The organism is Paenibacillus sp. PastF-3 (assembly GCF_029893135.1).
Lineage (GTDB): Bacteria > Bacillota > Bacilli > Paenibacillales > Paenibacillaceae > Paenibacillus_AQ > Paenibacillus_AQ nitricinens.
The window spans coordinates 1-16901 of sequence record NZ_JARXWM010000005.1 but is presented as its reverse complement, the minus strand read 5'-3'; the positions used below and the strand labels follow the sequence as shown (position 1 = coordinate 16901).

The 16901-nt window shown below is 46.5% G+C and carries 14 protein-coding genes, 8 tRNA genes and 1 rRNA gene; 1 reads left to right on the top strand and 22 read right to left on the bottom strand.

From position 1 onward, the window contains the following. Positions 1-2: 2 nt before the first annotated feature. The 5 genes from hisH to M2444_RS11835 all read right to left on the bottom strand — a co-directional run bounded on the left by hisH (position 3) and on the right by M2444_RS11835 (position 4495). Entirely contained in the window at positions 3-626 is a 624-nt protein-coding gene (hisH, locus tag M2444_RS11855) for an imidazole glycerol phosphate synthase subunit HisH (protein WP_280787064.1), read from the bottom strand. 1 nt (position 627) lies between these two features. Continuing rightward, positions 628-1236: an imidazoleglycerol-phosphate dehydratase HisB gene (gene hisB, locus M2444_RS11850; protein ID WP_094873166.1), complete on the bottom strand. Its 609-nt coding sequence runs from the start codon at positions 1234-1236 to the stop codon at positions 628-630. Beyond that, entirely contained in the window at positions 1226-2533 is a 1308-nt protein-coding gene (hisD, locus tag M2444_RS11845) for a histidinol dehydrogenase (protein WP_280787063.1), read from the bottom strand. The genes hisB and hisD overlap by 11 nt, the downstream gene beginning before the upstream one ends. Before the next feature lie 35 nt (positions 2534-2568). Next, on the bottom strand, positions 2569-3207 hold the full coding sequence (gene hisG, locus M2444_RS11840) for an ATP phosphoribosyltransferase (protein ID WP_094873163.1): 639 nt from the start codon (positions 3205-3207) through the stop codon (positions 2569-2571). Between the two features lie 70 nt (positions 3208-3277). Continuing rightward, positions 3278-4495: an ATP phosphoribosyltransferase regulatory subunit gene (locus M2444_RS11835; protein ID WP_094873192.1), complete on the bottom strand. Its 1218-nt coding sequence runs from the start codon at positions 4493-4495 to the stop codon at positions 3278-3280. A gap of 368 nt (positions 4496-4863) precedes the next feature. Between M2444_RS11835 and gntK the strand changes: the two genes are divergently transcribed. Beyond that, positions 4864-6399, top strand: coding sequence for a gluconokinase (gntK, locus tag M2444_RS11830; RefSeq protein ID WP_280787062.1), 1536 nt, complete (start codon positions 4864-4866; stop codon positions 6397-6399). 77 nt (positions 6400-6476) lie between these two features. Here gntK and M2444_RS11825 read toward each other — a convergent pair whose 3' ends face one another. The 17 genes from M2444_RS11825 to M2444_RS11745 form a co-directional block, all read right to left on the bottom strand. Beyond that, positions 6477-7631: an acyltransferase gene (locus M2444_RS11825; RefSeq protein ID WP_094873160.1), complete on the bottom strand. Its 1155-nt coding sequence runs from the start codon at positions 7629-7631 to the stop codon at positions 6477-6479. Positions 7632-7674: 43 nt separating this feature from the next. Then, positions 7675-8871: an acyltransferase gene (locus M2444_RS11820; RefSeq protein ID WP_094877708.1), complete on the bottom strand. Its 1197-nt coding sequence runs from the start codon at positions 8869-8871 to the stop codon at positions 7675-7677. Positions 8872-9164: 293 nt separating this feature from the next. After that, positions 9165-9674 (bottom strand): acyltransferase, encoded by a 510-nt coding sequence (locus M2444_RS11815; RefSeq protein ID WP_179281711.1) that lies wholly within the window; start codon positions 9672-9674, stop codon positions 9165-9167. Then, a complete protein-coding gene (gene ppaX / locus M2444_RS11810; protein ID WP_094873155.1) occupies positions 9671-10327 on the bottom strand; it encodes a pyrophosphatase PpaX in 657 nt (218 codons plus the stop codon). Before ppaX ends, M2444_RS11815 begins: the two co-directional genes overlap by 4 nt. Before the next feature lie 5 nt (positions 10328-10332). Beyond that, positions 10333-11364 (bottom strand): prolipoprotein diacylglyceryl transferase, encoded by a 1032-nt coding sequence (gene lgt / locus M2444_RS11805; protein WP_280787061.1) that lies wholly within the window; start codon positions 11362-11364, stop codon positions 10333-10335. Positions 11365-11376: 12 nt separating this feature from the next. Next, positions 11377-12315: an HPr(Ser) kinase/phosphatase gene (hprK, locus tag M2444_RS11800; protein WP_042123257.1), complete on the bottom strand. Its 939-nt coding sequence runs from the start codon at positions 12313-12315 to the stop codon at positions 11377-11379. A 210-nt stretch (positions 12316-12525) separates the two neighbouring features. Next, positions 12526-13647 carry an ABC transporter ATP-binding protein gene (locus M2444_RS11795; RefSeq protein ID WP_094873152.1) on the bottom strand — a complete coding sequence of 374 codons (1122 nt, stop codon included), beginning with the start codon at positions 13645-13647 and terminating at the stop codon, positions 12526-12528. A gap of 114 nt (positions 13648-13761) precedes the next feature. Further along, positions 13762-14856 carry a PucR family transcriptional regulator gene (locus M2444_RS11790; protein ID WP_280787060.1) on the bottom strand — a complete coding sequence of 365 codons (1095 nt, stop codon included), beginning with the start codon at positions 14854-14856 and terminating at the stop codon, positions 13762-13764. A 149-nt stretch (positions 14857-15005) separates the two neighbouring features. Continuing rightward, a tRNA-Lys gene (locus M2444_RS11785) sits at positions 15006-15078 on the bottom strand. Between the two features lie 5 nt (positions 15079-15083). Next, positions 15084-15169: transfer RNA gene (locus M2444_RS11780), tRNA-Tyr, on the bottom strand. 9 nt (positions 15170-15178) lie between these two features. Continuing rightward, positions 15179-15251 (bottom strand) — tRNA-Phe (locus M2444_RS11775). Positions 15252-15317: 66 nt separating this feature from the next. Continuing rightward, positions 15318-15395, bottom strand: a tRNA-Asp gene (locus M2444_RS11770). A gap of 13 nt (positions 15396-15408) precedes the next feature. Continuing rightward, positions 15409-15484 (bottom strand) — tRNA-Thr (locus M2444_RS11765). A 32-nt stretch (positions 15485-15516) separates the two neighbouring features. Further along, a tRNA-Val gene (locus M2444_RS11760) sits at positions 15517-15592 on the bottom strand. Between the two features lie 8 nt (positions 15593-15600). Continuing rightward, positions 15601-15677: transfer RNA gene (locus M2444_RS11755), tRNA-Met, on the bottom strand. 31 nt (positions 15678-15708) lie between these two features. Further along, positions 15709-15800 (bottom strand) — tRNA-Ser (locus tag M2444_RS11750). A gap of 82 nt (positions 15801-15882) precedes the next feature. Beyond that, positions 15883-16901: ribosomal RNA gene (locus M2444_RS11745) — 23S ribosomal RNA — on the bottom strand; the annotation flags it as partial.

Sequence of the window (16901 nt, the reverse complement as noted above, 5' to 3'; positions counted from 1 at the left end):
GCTTACGTCCGCTCTCCCTTTAATTTCAAGAAATTACCCAGCAGCTTCATTCCCAGCTCTCCGCTTTTTTCCGGATGAAACTGCATGCCGAATACATTATCCTGGCCCACGATAGCTGTAACTGGGTAACCATAATCGGTGACTGCCAGCAGATCACTCTTATTCGCTACAAGTGCGTGATAGGAGTGGACGAAATACACATGCCCCTCATCGAGACCTGCAAACAGCGGACTTTGAGGTTGTGTGAAGCTCAGCTTATTCCAACCCATATGTGGCACTTTATAGCCAACTCTAGGAGCAAATCGCATCACCGAGCCTGAGAGAATATCAAGACCCTCATGGCTGCCATGCTCTTCACTGCTGCTAAACAGCAGCTGCATGCCGAGACAAATGCCAAGCAGCGGCTGTGTTCCGGCAGCTACATGTTTAACCACAAGATCCAAGCCACTTTCCCGCAGCTGCTCCATCGCATCGCCAAATGCACCGACACCCGGCAGAATGACACTATCAGCAGCGAGAATTTGCTCGGCTTCCCCCGTCACTACACACTCATAACCGAGGCGTTCTACCGCCTTGCTCACACTGTGCAGGTTGCCCATGCCATAATCGACGATTGCAACAGTCATGCTACAGCACTCCCTTCGTAGAAGGCACACCCTTTACACGTGGATCAATTAGTGTTGCTTCATCGAGTGCCCGTCCAAGCGCCTTGAATACAGCCTCAATCATGTGATGTGTGTTAGAACCGTAGTGTACAATCACATGCAGCGTTATCCGAGCTTCCAGCGCGAACTTCCATAAGAATTCCTGAACAAGCTCCGTCGAAAAGCTGCCCACCTGCTGTGAAGGATACGTTGCGCGATATTCAAAGTGTGGGCGATTGCTGATATCGATCACAACCTGCGCCAACGCCTCATCCATCGGTACAAAAACACTCGCATAACGTTTGATTCCTTTTTTATCACCTAGTGCTTCGTACAGTGCTTGACCTAGGCAGATCCCAATGTCTTCAACCGTGTGGTGATCATCAATTTCGATATCTCCTCGCGCCTGTACTGACAGGTCAAACTGGCCGTGCTTTGTGAACAGATCTAGCATATGATTCAAAAAAGGAACATCCGTCTCCAGCTCAGAAACTCCACTTCCATCTACGTTAAGAGACAGCTTGATATCCGTCTCGTTTGTTTTGCGGCTTAGTCCTGCTTGGCGCAAGGCTTGTTCATTATTATTCTCCATATCCGTCTCCACCTTTTCCTTCGTTCTTGAGTCGAATCTCAATGGCCCGTGCGTGGCCTTCTAACCCTTCGCGACGTGCCAGCTCTATAATGGTCTTTCCATCACGCAGGAGGGCTTCCTTACTGTAATAGATCAGACTTGATTTCTTTATAAAATCATCCACATCCACTGGCGACGAGAACCGTGCCGTACCATTGGTTGGGATAATATGATTCGGTCCGGCAAAATAGTCGCCCACAGGCTCTGAGCTATAAGCTCCTAGGAAAATGGCTCCAGCATTCTCAATGCTGCCCACAAGACCCATAGGGTCCTCGACAACAATCTCTAAATGCTCTGGTGCCAAACGATTCACTACGGAGATTCCTTCCTCCATAGATTCCACAACAATGATCGCACCGTAATTCTCTACGGATGAACGGGCGATCGCCTGTCGCGGCAGCTCCTGTAGCTGAAGCTCCACTTCAGCAGCCACACTATCCGCCAAGCTCTGCGATGGCGTGACTAGAATCGCCGAGGCCATCTCGTCATGCTCGGCCTGCGAGAGCAGATCCGCTGCGACATAGGCCGGCTCAGCGGTCTCATCTGCGAGCACGACAATTTCGCTTGGTCCCGCGATACTGTCGATGTCCACGGCACCATATACCTCGCGTTTCGCTAGCGCAACGTATATATTGCCGGGCCCACATATCTTATCTACCGGCGCTATGCTCTCCGTCCCAAAAGCCAAAGCAGCTACCGCCTGCGCTCCGCCCACACGGTAGATCTCATTCACACCTGCTTCTGCGGCAGCAACCAGGATGTATGGATCAATCCCTTCTTTGCCGCCGGTGGATGGCGGGGTTACCATAACGATCTCTGGCACGCCTGCGATCTGCGCAGGGATCACGTTCATCAGCACGGAGGAAGGATAAGCTGCCTTACCGCCAGGAACATAAACCCCTACCCGCTTCAGCGGACGAATAATCTGTCCCAGAATCGTGCCATCGGGCTGAAGATCCATCCACGAATTCCGTTTCTGTCTAGCATGAAAGGCCCGGATATTGGCTGCGGCTGCTTGAATAGCGGATACGAAAGATTCTTCTACTCGGCCATATGCTGCCTGAAGCTCTTCTGGAGTTACCCGCAGCTGATTCGACGTAAGCGTGACCCGATCAAATTGCTCCGTGTAGCGAAGAAGTGCCGTGTCTCCTTCTTTTTTAATCGCGGTCACAATTTCCTTTACCGCCTGATTTTGCTCTGGCGTTCCATACTCGACTTCTCGCTCTAGCTTAAAGTCCTTGCTCGATACAACCTTCATCGCTGGTTCCTCCCTTAGCCCCTAAATCTTGTCACCTACCGCAAACTTGGTTCCCCTATAACCGCCTGCAGTCGATCACACAGCTGCTGTATCTCTTCATTTTTCATCCGATAGCTCACACGATTGGCCACAAGGCGGCTCGTAATTTCGAATATGCTCTTCATTTCAATTAATCCGTTATCCCGCAGCGTTTGGCCCGTCTCTACCATATCCACGATACGATCGGCGAGACCAATCAGCGGCGCAAGCTCAATGGAACCATTCAGCTTCACGACCTCAACCTGCTGTCCCTGCTCCCGGAAATATTTAGAAGCCACATTCGGATACTTCGTAGCTACACGTTGCTGAATCCCCGGCTGCCAGTTTGGCAATCCAATGATCGACATCCGGCATCGAGCGATGCCAAGATCAAGCAGCTCATATACATCACGATCTTCCTCAAGCAATACGTCCTTGCCCACGATTCCAATGTCGGCTACACCATATTCTACATATGTAGGTACATCTACTGGTTTCGCTAAAATAAACTCCATGCCTGCCTCAGGCAGCGGAATAACAAGCTTGCGGGATGCCTCACCATCCGGTGGAATCGGGAGACCTGCCTGGCGGAACAGCTCAGCAGCCTTTTCGTAAATCCGACCTTTTGGCATAGCGACCTTCAAAATCTGTGCCATTGTTAAGTTTCCTCCTTTTCCATTTACCTACAAAATTTATCTTAACCGCTCATTCTCGTTTAGCGATATCTCAGCCATGTTCACTTACAAAAGATACAAAGGTATAGATTTCACCGTACCGCACACCATCTGCTTCGATCGTATCCGTATCTAGACGCTTCACCGTTTCAAGCTCTTCTGGACCTGCTGCCAGTCTAGTCACTACTGCGTGCCCTTCCGACCGCAAGCGTGTTGCCTCTTCCAGACCTTCTTTTCGACGAGTGGCATCATATTGGATTAAGATAGGCAGCTCTTCCTCTTCGCTCGATCCAGTCACACCATCGAGAATACGATTTGTTTTTAAAGAAAAACCTGTGGAAGGGATCGGACGTCCAAATTGCTGAAGGAGATTATCATATCTGCCTCCACTACATACCGGAAACCCTAATTCCGCTGCATAGCCTTCAAAAGTCATCCCTGTATAATAGGAAAAGTCTCCGATCATCGTCAGATCGATCAGCACATGCTGTGATACGCCGTAAGAGACCAGCACCTCCCATACCTTGCATAAATGATCTATCGAATGACGGGCAAGCGGATGATCGCTAAGCTCCAGCGCCTGTCCACAAATCTCCTTGCCTCCACGCAGACGTAACAGTCCATCCAGTTCATTCTTCTGAGCTTCTGTCAGATCCAGCCGGCGTAAGGTCTCCCGAAATGAGACGTAGTCACGGCCCAATAAATGACTCTTCAGCTCCTCCTGAGCCTCCGGCAATTCCGGAAGCACCTCTTGAAATAAACCATTCAGAAAGCCTACATGCCCCATAGCGATTTTAAAAGATTTCACACCCGCAGCCTGTAGCGATGAAATCGCGAGCGCCACTACTTCAGCATCGGCCTCAGGTGAATCATCACCTACCAGCTCGACTCCTGTCTGGAAGAACTCCGCTTCCCGCCCTGCTTCTTCCTCAATGGCACGGAAAACATTAGCGTGATAGGATAACCGCAACGGTAATGGCTCATCCTTCAAAAGAGATGCAACCACACGGGCGACCGGAGCCGTCATTTCTGACCGAAGCACCAAAGCCTGACCACGGTTATTAAGCAATTTATAGAGCTTCTGGTCGGACGTGGAGCTAGCCACGCCAACTGTATCGTAATATTCTAGCGTCGGAGTCATCATTTGCTGATAACCCCAGCGACTCATGCAATGCAGGACATCATTCTCAATTTTGCGCAATTTCGTTACAGCCCGGGGCAGATAGTCCCGAACGCCAGACGGCTTCTCAAATCCCTTTGGTTTGGACATCTTCATTGTTCACCTCGTCAGTTATCATTAAATAATATCTATATTTACTTTACTATGGTAAAGTGGTAGCAAATTAAAGTGTTTTTAACATCGTATCATGTTCACCGCTTTTTCGTCAATCCAACGGGATAAAGCTACAACTTCATTTCAAATGCTTGTATGATTAAGCTTGTCCATCTAGGTTGAATTTCTCGCAAGGAGAATCTGAATCTGAATTAATACTTATGTACTTCGAACGAATACTTGGGAATCCCTTTATTTTGCCTCCACGTTTATCCAATACTATAATGAGCTAATATGATTGTACTTCATAATTCTGTAATTAGTGTTCTAAAAATCTACTTACAACTAGAAAGAAGGGCTAATGCATGACTAAATCCTATATGATTGGCGTTGATATTGGAACTACAAGTACCAAAGCAGTTCTGTTCGAGGAAAAAGGAGCCATAGCTGCACAAGCTAATGTAGGATATCCTTTACATCAGCCCTCACCCTCAATAGCAGAGCAAGACCCAGAGCAAATCCTGAACGCAGTCTTCCATACTATTTCTGAAGTTATGCGGCAAAGCGGTGTACCTGCGGATAAGATTCTATTTGTCTCCTTCAGTTCCGCCATGCACAGTGTCATTGCCGTCGATAAACTGGGTAAAGCCCTAACTGCCTGCATCACATGGGCTGATAATCGCAGTGCCGGATGCGCAATTCGTTTGAAGGATGAGCTAAACGGCCATGAATTATATCTGCGCACAGGCACACCTATACACCCAATGTCTCCGATCACCAAGCTAATGTGGCTTCGCGAAGAGCAGCCTGACGTGTTCCAGCAAACTTATAAGTTTATTTCCATAAAAGAATACATATTCGCAAGATTGTTTGGCGAATACGTCATCGATCATTCCATTGCCTCTTCCACAGGCATGCTCAATCTGGAGAATCTGGAGTGGGATAAAGAAGCTTTGGAGATTGCTCATATTACAACGGATCAACTCTCGCGGCTTGTTCCCACCACACAAATCATGCAAGGGCTGCTCCCTGGTCTAGCTGAGGAACTTCTGCTGCTCCCTACAACCCCATTTGTTATTGGCGCCAGTGACGGCGTCCTGTCCAATCTCGGCGTAGGTGCCATTGAACCTGGTGTAGTAGCCGCTACGATTGGAACCAGCGGAGCCATTCGTACCGTAGTTGATCACCCGCTTACGGACCCCAAAGGACGGACCTTCTGTTATAACCTTACCCCAAATCATTGGGTAGTCGGAGGACCGGTCAATAATGGCGGTATGCTGTTCCGGTGGGTACGAGACGAATTCGCCGCTTCTGAAGTCGAAACTGCCAAACGTCTTGGCATTGACCCCTATGAGGTACTGACCCGCATTGCGGAGCAAGTTCCTCCAGGCAGCGGCGGACTATTATTTCATCCCTACTTAACTGGTGAACGGGCGCCATTGTGGAATCCGGATGCCCGCGGCTCCTTTTTTGGCCTTACCATGAATCACCATAAAGAACATATGATTCGGTCAGTACTTGAGGGCGTAATCTTCAATATGTACATGGTTCTTCTTGCTATGGAGGAGCAAATCGGGCGCCCAAGCAGAATCCTAGCCACAGGCGGCTTCGCCCGCTCTTCGGTGTGGCGGCAGATGATGGCTGATATCTTTGATCAGGAGGTTGTCATTCCGGAGAGCATTGAAAGCTCCTGCCTTGGAGCCGTCGTGCTTGGCCTTTACGCTACGGGTCGCGTAGATTCCTTTGATGTGGTGTTTGACATGATTGGTTCAACCTATAAACATGATCCAATGGAGGAACATACCAAAATATACAAACAGCTACTACCCATTTATATTTCTGTCTACCGTAGTCTCGAAAGCCAGTATCAAGCCATTGCAGAATTTCAGCGGCAAGCATAAGAATCAAAAAAGCGTCGATCAAGCCACCCTATGGTGGAAGACCGACGCTTTTTTATTGCCATTTGCGCATAAGGAAGTTACACGCCTTTGGATATGGTTTTCGCTTTCTGCGGACCTGATCCGAAGATAATCCAAGCTGGTTTAATATATCGGAAGGCCAAAGCTACAACGAGCCATGAGCCTAATAGCGCAAAGAGCCAGCCGCCAGCAATCGCTGCGGTATATGCAAGAGAACCTCCGTGGAACGGTATTTTTCTATAGAAAAATAGCAGTAACGGATGCAGCAAATAGATTCCGAAAGAGCAGGCTCCGGCAGATAACAACAGTCTTGTCAGCAAGCTTCGGCCCGCTCCGTACAATAAGAAGGAGACTTGTAGCAACACCACACAAGAGAGTAGCGCATGAAGGTTAGAGAATCCCTCATACCATAAACTATTGATGACTGTTTTCTTCGTATAGTTGTTAAACCATAGCTCAACATGAACAACCCCTGCTACGATCCACAACAACCACAATGTAATCCATACCGGACCTTTACCAGCGCGCCAACCTTCACGTGAAGGTACCAGCCATTTTTTCAAAGAAGGATAGTATACTGCAATCCCAGCACCCAGCAAGAAATACGAGAAATAAGTGATTGCCAGACTGCCCTTGGACAACTGCCAATACCCGTTATTAGTCATGTATTTATTCAGCAGCACAAAACCCCATTGTAGAACCAATCCGATTAGCGGTGCCCAAGCCGCCAGGCGACGAACCTTTTGCAGACACCACAAAATGAGCGGAAATAATACGTAAAACTGTATAATGATAATAATATAATACAAATGCGTGTATGCCGTTCCGGTCCATAAATACTTCCAAAGCTTAGAAGCCATCTCCCCTGGAGGTAAGCTCCATGTATGCCCCGCTGTCATTTTTAATGCGAAATACAGCAGCGAGAATAGTACATAAGGCACAATAATATAAAGCAGCCTTCTACTGTAGAATTTCCCCAGCGTCTTTCCGCCCAGTGGACGATCAATATAGTTATAGAACAGCACGAACCCGCTCAAAAATATGAATGAAGGTACAGCGAACTGGCTGAATTTATTAATAAATAAGAACGGATGAAACATGTTGGTACCTAGTGTCTCCGCCAACGTTCTCGAGGTAGCATGAATCGCTAGCACTGCAAAAATAGCAATCGCCCGAAAAATATCCAGCTGCGGAATTCTTTCTTTTTGTCTCATTATCTTTCCTCCTGTTAAGCTCTGCATCGAAATGATGCCTTATTCAAGTATTAACCTTCCTCATCTCCTCCGAGGCATGTCCTGACGTTACCTTGGATTTAGACTCTAGAGACCGAGGAACACTTCCCAAGAAGATCCATGACTGAGGAATTCGGCGAAAAGCAAACTGCACCATGAACCAGCTTCCTCCCAGTGCAACTACAAGTCCTCCATAGATGAAGAAAACATAAGTTAGCGACTCTAGGGGAATATGGTATCGGAACCTGCGATAGATCGCCAGCAATAACGGATGAATCAAATAAATTGCAAATGACAGCTCACCTAAACGAGTCAAGGAAGCAACGATTACATGAGGAGCCTTACGATAAAGCAAAAATGTAGCGTACAACAGAACCAATGCTGATAACATCGTATGGACATTCCATAATAGCTCGTACCACAGCGAATCTGTCCACACCCCAAAATGGCGGGCTACATACCATAGCTGCACATGGATAAAGGCTGCAATCAACCATGAGGATACCAGCAAGGTAGTCCATCCCTTCTGAGCGGCAGATTGTTCCCTCCATGGCTTCATCAGCCATATCTTTACCTTATCAAAGTGAATCGCGATAAAAGCACCCATCATATAATAAGCCAGGTAGGAGATCGCCAAGCTCCCTTTTTCAACAATATGCAGCTCGTACTTATTCCAAAAAATAAAACCCCACTGAAGCGCCAAACCCACCGGTATCGCCCATTTAATTAAGAAGCGGGAACTCTGCATTAGCTTAAGCAGCACTGGAAAAAGTAAATAAAATTGAATGCTAATAAAGACAAAATACAAATGCGCATATGCGGAACCCGAGAATAATGCTCTAGAAAAGCTTAACAAGTTGTCTCCAAAGTTCTGCATCAATCGTCCGTTAACATATAGACTTAGTGCATAATAGCCCATAGAAGCTAGCAAATAAGGCAGCAAGATGTACTTTAATCGCCGACGGTAGAAATTAATGATCAAGCTGCATGTCACAGGACGACCATAATAATTATAAAACAATACGAAGCTGCTAAGGAAAATAAATGAGGGCGTGCCGAATTTAAAGAAAATGTTAATCCAGTTCAGCCAGTAATAATAAGGAGAATGCAGTGCCTGCTCTCCAGCAGCAAAAGATGACGCATGCACATGCAGTACTCCTAATATAGCTAGGGCTCTGAAAATATCCAGCTGGGGCAGCCTTTCCTGTCTCACAGTATTCATATTAAATTCCTCTTCTCTACTATGATGGTTGTTCATAGAGACGCTAAGCGGAATGTGGAAACTGAACATACCAGGAAGTCTGCACTTGCTGAATTTACATTCTGATATTTGAAGCTGAATGCCTAGCGTGGGATTTACGTGATTACTAAGGCTAATTATACCGTCTACATCCGAATAAAAAACTTAAGAAGATCTTAAAGTTTTCTTAATAAGCTTCTCCAAGACGCAAGAAACCCTGCAGATCCTGCGCTAAAAAAACGCAATATGAAACTGCAGGGTTTACGAAGCATCTTTTATACTTGTTCCGAAGAATCTTCCGATGAAGCTGGGCGTAGCTCTCGCAGTGGATTGCCTCCTACAAAAGAGCCAGCCGCCACGTTCTTGTGTACTACTGATCCAGCGGCAACAACTGCCCAATCACCAATGGTTACACCGGGAAGAATCGTTGTATTCGCGCCAATCAATACATTTTCACCAATCACTACTTCACCCAGACGATATTCCTTGATTAAATACTCATGCGCCAGAATCGTCGTGTTATAACCGATAATAGAGTTCTCACCCACCGTTATTTTTTCCGGAAAAAATACATCCACCATCGCCATCAGACCGAAGGAGGTATGCTTGCCTACCTTCATCCCGAGAATCCGACGATAGATCCAGTTCTTTAACGGTAGAATCGGGCAATAACGGGCAATCTGAATAAAAATAAAGTTCCGGACACCCTTCCACGGGCTGACCGTACGGTAAATGTACCAAAGTGAGTTATGACCTTCTACAGGATATCGGGTTACGTTTCTCACGATTCACTCGTTCCTCGCTCCACTATTTCTATAATATCCTTCATGTTATGGATAATATAGTCGGGATCATACTTGCGGAGAGTCTCTTCGCCTTTCAATGACCACGATACTCCAGCCGCATATACACCGGCAGCTTTTGCTGACTGAATATCAACCGTACTGTCACCCACCATAAGAGTTTTACGAGGATCAACGCCAAGGTTATTGACTGCTGTCAGAACAGGCTCAGGATGTGGCTTTGGTTCAGTAACATCGTTCACTGTCACAATCGTATCCATGTACTTTAGCAAATCAAACATCTCAAGCGATTTAATCGTTGTTGGACGAATTTTTGTGGTCACAATCCCCATTTTAATTCCGCGACGTAAGAGCTCTTCCATTGTCTCATTCACTTGAGGAAAGGGACGTACTAACGCATCGTGATGTTCATAATTATAAGAACGGTAGGATTTCTCAAGCGCACCACTTACATCCTCAAGTCCAGAGAAGACTCTCATCTGTTGCTGAAGGGTTGTGCCCATATGCGGAATAATCTCTTCCCTAGTGAGTGGAGCTAGACCATTGTCCTTCAGCGCGTACATAAACGAACTAATAATTAGCTCATTTGTATCGACAATCGTTCCATCTAGATCAAAAAGAACGCATTCTATCATAAGCTTTACTGCTCCTTCTTATCTCCATCCGCAGGCTGTCCTTGCTCAGATTGAGCCCCGTGACGAGCTTTCTGCGGTGTATTTACTGCGCTTTCAGGCACTATAGTATCTGCTTTGATCGGTTTAGTACATACAATAGGATCAGAATAATGTGCTTTTGACTCTCCGGTGACCCTACGAATAATGATAAGCAGTACAGCTGCGACGATGATCAGTAGCGCAAGCAGCTGAGAAATGCGGATATTTCCATAGCTTGGGTCCAAGTATCCTTGCTCAAAACCTAGCCATTCCATCGGTTTCCACAATCCATTCATAAAGGATGCCAAGCCTGCGCTTCCATTAAACGCCAAGCTGTCTGTACGTATAGCTTCAATGAAGAAACGACCGATAGAATACCATATAAAGTAAGACATGAAGATCTCACCGGCACGCACAAACTTCTGGCGACGAAGGACCATGAGTAGCGCGATACCCAGTAAGCTCCAAAGAGATTCATACAAGAAGGTCGGATGATGAAAAGCATCCCCTATGTACATTTGATTCACAATGAAGTCAGGTAAATGCAGTTTATCCCGCAAGAATGACTCTTCAACCACGCTGCCGTATGCCTCTTGGTTGACAAAGTTCCCCCAGCGTCCAATCATTTGACCCGCAAGTAGTCCAGGAGCACAAATATCAACGATACGCCAGAAGGGGTACCCTTTATAGCGGAAATAAATAATCCCACAAATAATGGCTCCAATTAAAGCACCGTAGATAGCGATGCCACCGTTCCAGATCTTAAAGACATCTATTAAATTATCCTTATAATCCTCCCATTTAAACGCTACAAAGTAAATCCGTGCCCCAATAATGGCCGAGGGCACACCTAGCAGTAGCATATCCATAAAGAATTCTTGTGGTATACCAAACCGTTTGCCCTCGCGGATCGCAAGAAATAACCCCGCGAGTGCACCGAAACCCAGTATTAATCCGTACCAGTGTACTTGCAGTGATCCAATTGAGAAGACAATAGGATTTAGTGCTAATGGGAACATTCTCTCACACTCCTAATCGAGATCATCCATATCTTCGGATATGGTCGCAGTTAGCTTATTCGTGAACTGCAAGGCTGCATTAAAGCCCATTTGTTTCAGGCGATAGTTCATCGCTGCAACCTCTATAATAACTGCAAGGTTACGTCCCGGGCGTACGGGAATCGTTACAAGCGGAACATCTGTGTCAATAATCCGTGTCGTTTCCTCATCAAGTCCAAGTCGATCATACTGCTTGTCTTGCTGCCAAGCTTCCAATCTAACAACAAGTGTAATCCGTTTATGATTACGAATAGCACCCGCACCAAAAAGTGTCATTACATTAATGATACCTACTCCACGGATCTCCAGTAAATGACGGATTAACTCAGGGGCTGTACCATGCAGCTGGTTATCTGAAGTCTGACGGATTTCCACTGCATCATCAGCAATCAATCGATGACCGCGCTTTACAAGTTCAAGGGCTGTTTCACTTTTACCAATCCCGCTACTACCCGTAATTAGCATACCTACACCATATACATCACAAAGTACGCCATGGATCGTCGCCGTTGGGGCCAATTTCCCTTCTAAGAAGCTAGTCAAACGGCTGGAAAAAATAGTCGTAGCCATCGAGCTGCGAAGCACAGGAAGGGCCTTTTCATTACTGATGTCAATTAACTCCTGAGGCACATCCAAACCACGTGTAATGACAATACAAGGTGTGTTATCATTGCAAATTCCACGAAGTCGACTTTTCCGCTCAGCTTCGGGCAGCATGGAGAAAAAAGCGAGTTCTGTCTTGCCTAGCAATTGAACACGTTCTTCTGGATAATATTCAAAATAACCAGCAATCTCTAGTCCAGGGCGATTCAGGTCATCGACCGTAATGGGTCTCTTTAGACCTTCCTGGCCGGAAATAACCTCTAATTGAAAATGCTGTACCAATTCAGATACTTTTACTTTCTTAGCCATGTAAGTTCGTCCTTTCGTCACCTGCGGTATTTGTCCGCTTACTGCGTCCGGTTGGCAGTGATCTCTTTACATTCCGGAGGTAATTCTCCTGCTATCTTAATTGATAACGCTTATGAATGCAATCTTAGCACCTAACCAAACAGGGTCCATCTAAACAATAAAGCCACCCTTTCGGGTGGCTTTATCAAGAGAGAAAAGATCTTTACAATCTTATCCCAACAAAATGTTAGCTTCGGATTCTTTATCAAAGAAGTGAACTTTGTTCATATCAATAGCCAATTTAGGCTTGCTGCCTTCGCGAGTAGTGGAACGTCCATCTACACGAGCGATTACAGTAGATTTACCAAGGCCGCTCAAGTAAAGGAGCATTTCGTGACCAAGGTTCTCAGTAACATCAACCAATGAAGTGAAGATTGTGTTCGGGGAAGCTTCCAAGAATACTGGCTCTTCATGGATATCTTCTGGACGAACGCCCATGATTACTTCTTTACCGATGTAGCCTTTGTTGCGGATGATTTGAGCTTTTCCGCCTGGTACTTCAACATCAAGGTTCTCAGCACGGAAACGGATAGAACCGCTCACTTCGGACAAAGTACCATTGATAAAGTTCATTGTAGGGGATCCGATAAATCCAGCTACGAACAAGTTTGTTGGTTCATTGTACAACTCTTCAGGGGAAGCTGCTTGTTGAATGATACCATCATACATAACTACGATGCGATCACCCATTGTCATTGCTTCTGTTTGGTCATGCGTTACGTAGATACAAGTAGTTTCAAGGCGCTTAACCAGTTTAGTGATTTCAGCACGCATTTGACCACGAAGTTTAGCATCCAAGTTGGAAAGAGGCTCATCCATCAAGAAGACTTGTGGATCACGTACGATAGCGCGTCCCAAAGCGACACGTTGGCGTTGACCACCGGAAAGCGCTTTTGGTTTACGATCTAACAAATGCTCGATATCAAGAATTTTAGCAGCTTCGCGAACTTTCTTGTCGATTTCATCCTTCTTCACTTTACGAAGTTTCAAACCGAAAGCCATGTTTTGGTATACGCTCATATGCGGATACAGGGCGTAGGATTGGAATACCATCGCGATATCGCGGTCTTTAGGTGCAACGTCATTAACTACACGATCGCCAATGTACATTTTACCTTCGGAGATTTCTTCCAAACCAGCGATCATACGCAAAGTTGTGGATTTACCGCAACCGGAAGGTCCAACCAATACTAGAAATTCCTTATCTTTAATATCAAGATTGATATCGATTACTGTTGCTTTATCTGAACCCGGGTATTTTTTGAAAATATGCTCTAAACGTACGCCTGCCATTGTATTTCCCCCTCGAGTTAATTATTAATTAGTTAATATAAAAATTCTGCTTCCTTGTACATTTATATTACCCCAGTCGGGACACTATGGCTATTTGTAAGGTTCACAAAAAACCTATTTCCTTTTCGTCACTTTATACAAAAGCATAGTAAGCTTCACAATAGCAGCGTCCCCAAAGCTTCGTACATCTGCTCCGGTCTCTTGTTTTATCTTATCCAGACGGTAGAGCAGCGTATTCCGATGGATATACAACTTCTTGGCGGTTTCACTTACATTACAGTCCATCTCAAAAAAAGTCTCCAAAGTCAGCAGCATTTCTTTATCTGATAGTACAGAGGAATAGTCACCAATTTGTCCAAGCAACTGTTTGCGGCGTACATCAGGAATGCTGTTAACCAGACGTTCCAAATGCAGCTCCCAAGGTAAATGAATATACTCTCCTACTTGAAAAATACGACCGAGTACAATGGTCTCCCTGAGCAGAGCTACAGATCCAGTCAATCCCTTAACAGGGACCATAGCTCGAGCTACTGCCAAATGGAATACCCCTACCCATTCACTAGCTATCAGCTCATGTAACCCCATACTAGTCTGTGCTAGAAGATCATCTACACTCTCTTCTTCATCATCCTTATCATCCCCGCCCGTAAGTAATTCTTTACGAGCTAATATTAACCATTCCTTCTCTTGAAGGGGAATGAGCAGAATTTCGTTCTCAAAATAGCTGCGCAGTAATTTCATCAGTGAACGGTAAGAGATCTGTGGACTATGCGCAATCTCACTACTAAGGAGGAATGGAATCATATCTCCGAACAGACGTCCCTTTAGGGTGATCTCATCGGGAATTTCAGTGTCATTCTTCTCTTGCTCTAGCTCCGTGTTCAACCAAGCGCCAAGCTGCCGCGCCTCCACTTCACCTTCTTCTCTAAGCCCTGTAGCTTTAAGTGCAATAGCAAAATTTCGAACTGCATAGTTGACCAGTTGTACTTCCAGAGAGGTAAGCCCCTCCATTTCTACCCAAACAGCGGTTATACGTCCGTCACTCTCATACAAAGGTGCCCAGAGATGACCCTCATGGATTACCAGCTGATCCTGTCCTTCTAATCCCATGCTAAAAAGAGAAGCTGAATGTTGCCTCCCTAACTGCTTGATTCCGGTTCTCTTTCCGGTGAGCTGCTCTAATTTTTTCCGCAATGTCTCACTATCCATAGTCACCATGCTCCACCACTTTTGCTCTTTTCGCCTATTTTAGCATATTCTCTTATATTATGTTAATCGCTTCAGTAGCGCGCTGCTATAATACAACCATAAAACACAAAAAAAGCCACCACCCTAAGGTGATGACTTTCTGTTTGGGATGAGCCATGAAGGACTCGAACCTTCGACACCCTGATTAAAAGTCAGGTGCTCTACCAACTGAGCTAATGGCTCATAAATGGTGGGGGATGATGGATTCGAACCACCGAACACGTACGTGAGCAGATTTACAGTCTGATGCGTTTGGCCACTTCGCTAATCCCCCAGGGAAAAGTGGCTCGAGACGGATTCGAACCGCCGACACGAGGATTTTCAGTCCTCTGCTCTACCGACTGAGCTATCGAGCCATATTAAATTGACATAAAAATAAAGTGGTAGCATTAAACTTCCCACCCTAGTTTTGTGGAAAAAAATGGCGGAACCGACGAGATTCGAACTCGCGATCTCCTGCGTGACAGGCAGGCATGTTAGGCCAACTACACCACGGTTCCGCATTGATAATAATGGTGCCGGCGAGAGGACTTGAACCCCCAACCTACTGATTACAAGTCAGTTGCTCTACCAGTTGAGCTACACCGGCACGGTGTGAAATAGATCCTAAAGAGATAAAAATGGTGGAGGCTGAGGGGATCGAACCCCCGACCCTCTGCTTGTAAGGCAGATGCTCTCCCAGCTGAGCTAAGCCTCCAGGTATTATGGTAGCGGCGAAGGGGATCGAACCCCCGACCTCACGGGTATGAACCGTACGCTCTAGCCAGCTGAGCTACACCGCCACAATAATTTAGAAATGCTATGGATTGAAAATGGCGGAGAGAGTGGGATTCGAACCCACGCACCGCTTACGCAGTCTAACCCCTTAGCAGAGGGTCCCCTTATAGCCACTTGGGTATCTCTCCAAACGATATCAGTACCACAGCAATCCAAACAGGAATTTGACTCCCTGAAAACTGAATCCGAATTGAATTTGCGTTTTAAGTATAGGATAAGCCCTCGACCGATTAGTATTGGTCAGCTCCATGCATTACTGCACTTCCACCTCCAACCTATCTACCTCGTCGTCTTCAAGGGGTCTTACTAATTGGGAAATCTCATCTTGAGGGGGGCTTCACGCTTAGATGCTTTCAGCGCTTATCCCGTCCGTACGTAGCTACCCAGCCATGCTTCTGGCGAAACAACTGGTGCACCAGCGGTACGTCCATCCCGGTCCTCTCGTACTAAGGACAGCTCCTCTCAAATTTCCTGCGCCCACGACAGATAGGGACCGAACTGTCTCACGACGTTCTGAACCCAGCTCGCGTACCGCTTTAATGGGCGAACAGCCCAACCCTTGGGACCTACTTCAGCCCCAGGATGCGATGAGCCGACATCGAGGTGCCAAACCTCCCCGTCGATGTGGACTCTTGGGGGAGATAAGCCTGTTATCCCCAGGGTAGCTTTTATCCGTTGAGCGATGGCCCTTCCATGCGGTACCACCGGATCACTAAGTCCGACTTTCGTCCCTGCTCGACTTGTAGGTCTCGCAGTCAAGCTCCCTTATGCCTTTGCACTCTTCGAATGATTTCCAACCATTCTGAGGGAACCTTGGAACGCCTCCGTTACTCTTTAGGAGGCGACCGCCCCAGTCAAACTGCCCGCCTGACACGGTCCCCGTACCGGATTACGGTACTAGGTTAGAACCTAGATACGATCAGGGTGGTATCCCAACGGCGCCTCCACCGAAGCTTGCGCTCCGATTTCTACGGCTCCCACCTATCCTGTACAGATCGTACCCAAATTCAATATCAAGCTGCAGTAAAGCTCCATGGGGTCTTTCCGTCTTGTCGCGGGTAACCTGCATCTTCACAGGTATTAAAATTTCACCGGATCTCTCGTTGAGACAGCGCCCAAGTCGTTACGCCATTCGTGCGGGTCAGAATTTACCTGACAAGGAATTTCGCTACCTTAGGACCGTTATAGTTACGGCCGCCGTTTACTGGGGCTTCGGTTCATAGCTTCGG

What these genes read in the sequence shown, in the direction of transcription:
- hisB (WP_094873166.1), bottom strand. Translation starts at nt 1,236, where the DNA reads ATGGAGAATAATAATGAACAAGCCTTGCGCCAAGCAGGACTAAGCCGC.
- M2444_RS11795 (WP_094873152.1), bottom strand. Translation starts at nt 13,647, where the DNA reads ATGGCAGGCGTACGTTTAGAGCATATTTTCAAAAAATACCCGGGTTCA.
- M2444_RS11825 (WP_094873160.1), bottom strand. Translation starts at nt 7,631, where the DNA reads ATGAGACAAAAAGAAAGAATTCCGCAGCTGGATATTTTTCGGGCGATT.
- lgt (WP_280787061.1), bottom strand. Translation starts at nt 11,364, where the DNA reads ATGTTCCCATTAGCACTAAATCCTATTGTCTTCTCAATTGGATCACTG.
- M2444_RS11835 (WP_094873192.1), bottom strand. Translation starts at nt 4,495, where the DNA reads ATGTCCAAACCAAAGGGATTTGAGAAGCCGTCTGGCGTTCGGGACTAT.
- M2444_RS11820 (WP_094877708.1), bottom strand. Translation starts at nt 8,871, where the DNA reads ATGAATACTGTGAGACAGGAAAGGCTGCCCCAGCTGGATATTTTCAGA.
- hisD (WP_280787063.1), bottom strand. Translation starts at nt 2,533, where the DNA reads ATGAAGGTTGTATCGAGCAAGGACTTTAAGCTAGAGCGAGAAGTCGAG.
- hisG (WP_094873163.1), bottom strand. Translation starts at nt 3,207, where the DNA reads ATGGCACAGATTTTGAAGGTCGCTATGCCAAAAGGTCGGATTTACGAA.
- ppaX (WP_094873155.1), bottom strand. Translation starts at nt 10,327, where the DNA reads ATGATAGAATGCGTTCTTTTTGATCTAGATGGAACGATTGTCGATACA.
- M2444_RS11790 (WP_280787060.1), bottom strand. Translation starts at nt 14,856, where the DNA reads ATGGATAGTGAGACATTGCGGAAAAAATTAGAGCAGCTCACCGGAAAG.
- hisH (WP_280787064.1), bottom strand. Translation starts at nt 626, where the DNA reads ATGACTGTTGCAATCGTCGATTATGGCATGGGCAACCTGCACAGTGTG.
- gntK (WP_280787062.1), top strand. Translation starts at nt 4,864, where the DNA reads ATGACTAAATCCTATATGATTGGCGTTGATATTGGAACTACAAGTACC.
- hprK (WP_042123257.1), bottom strand. Translation starts at nt 12,315, where the DNA reads ATGGCTAAGAAAGTAAAAGTATCTGAATTGGTACAGCATTTTCAATTA.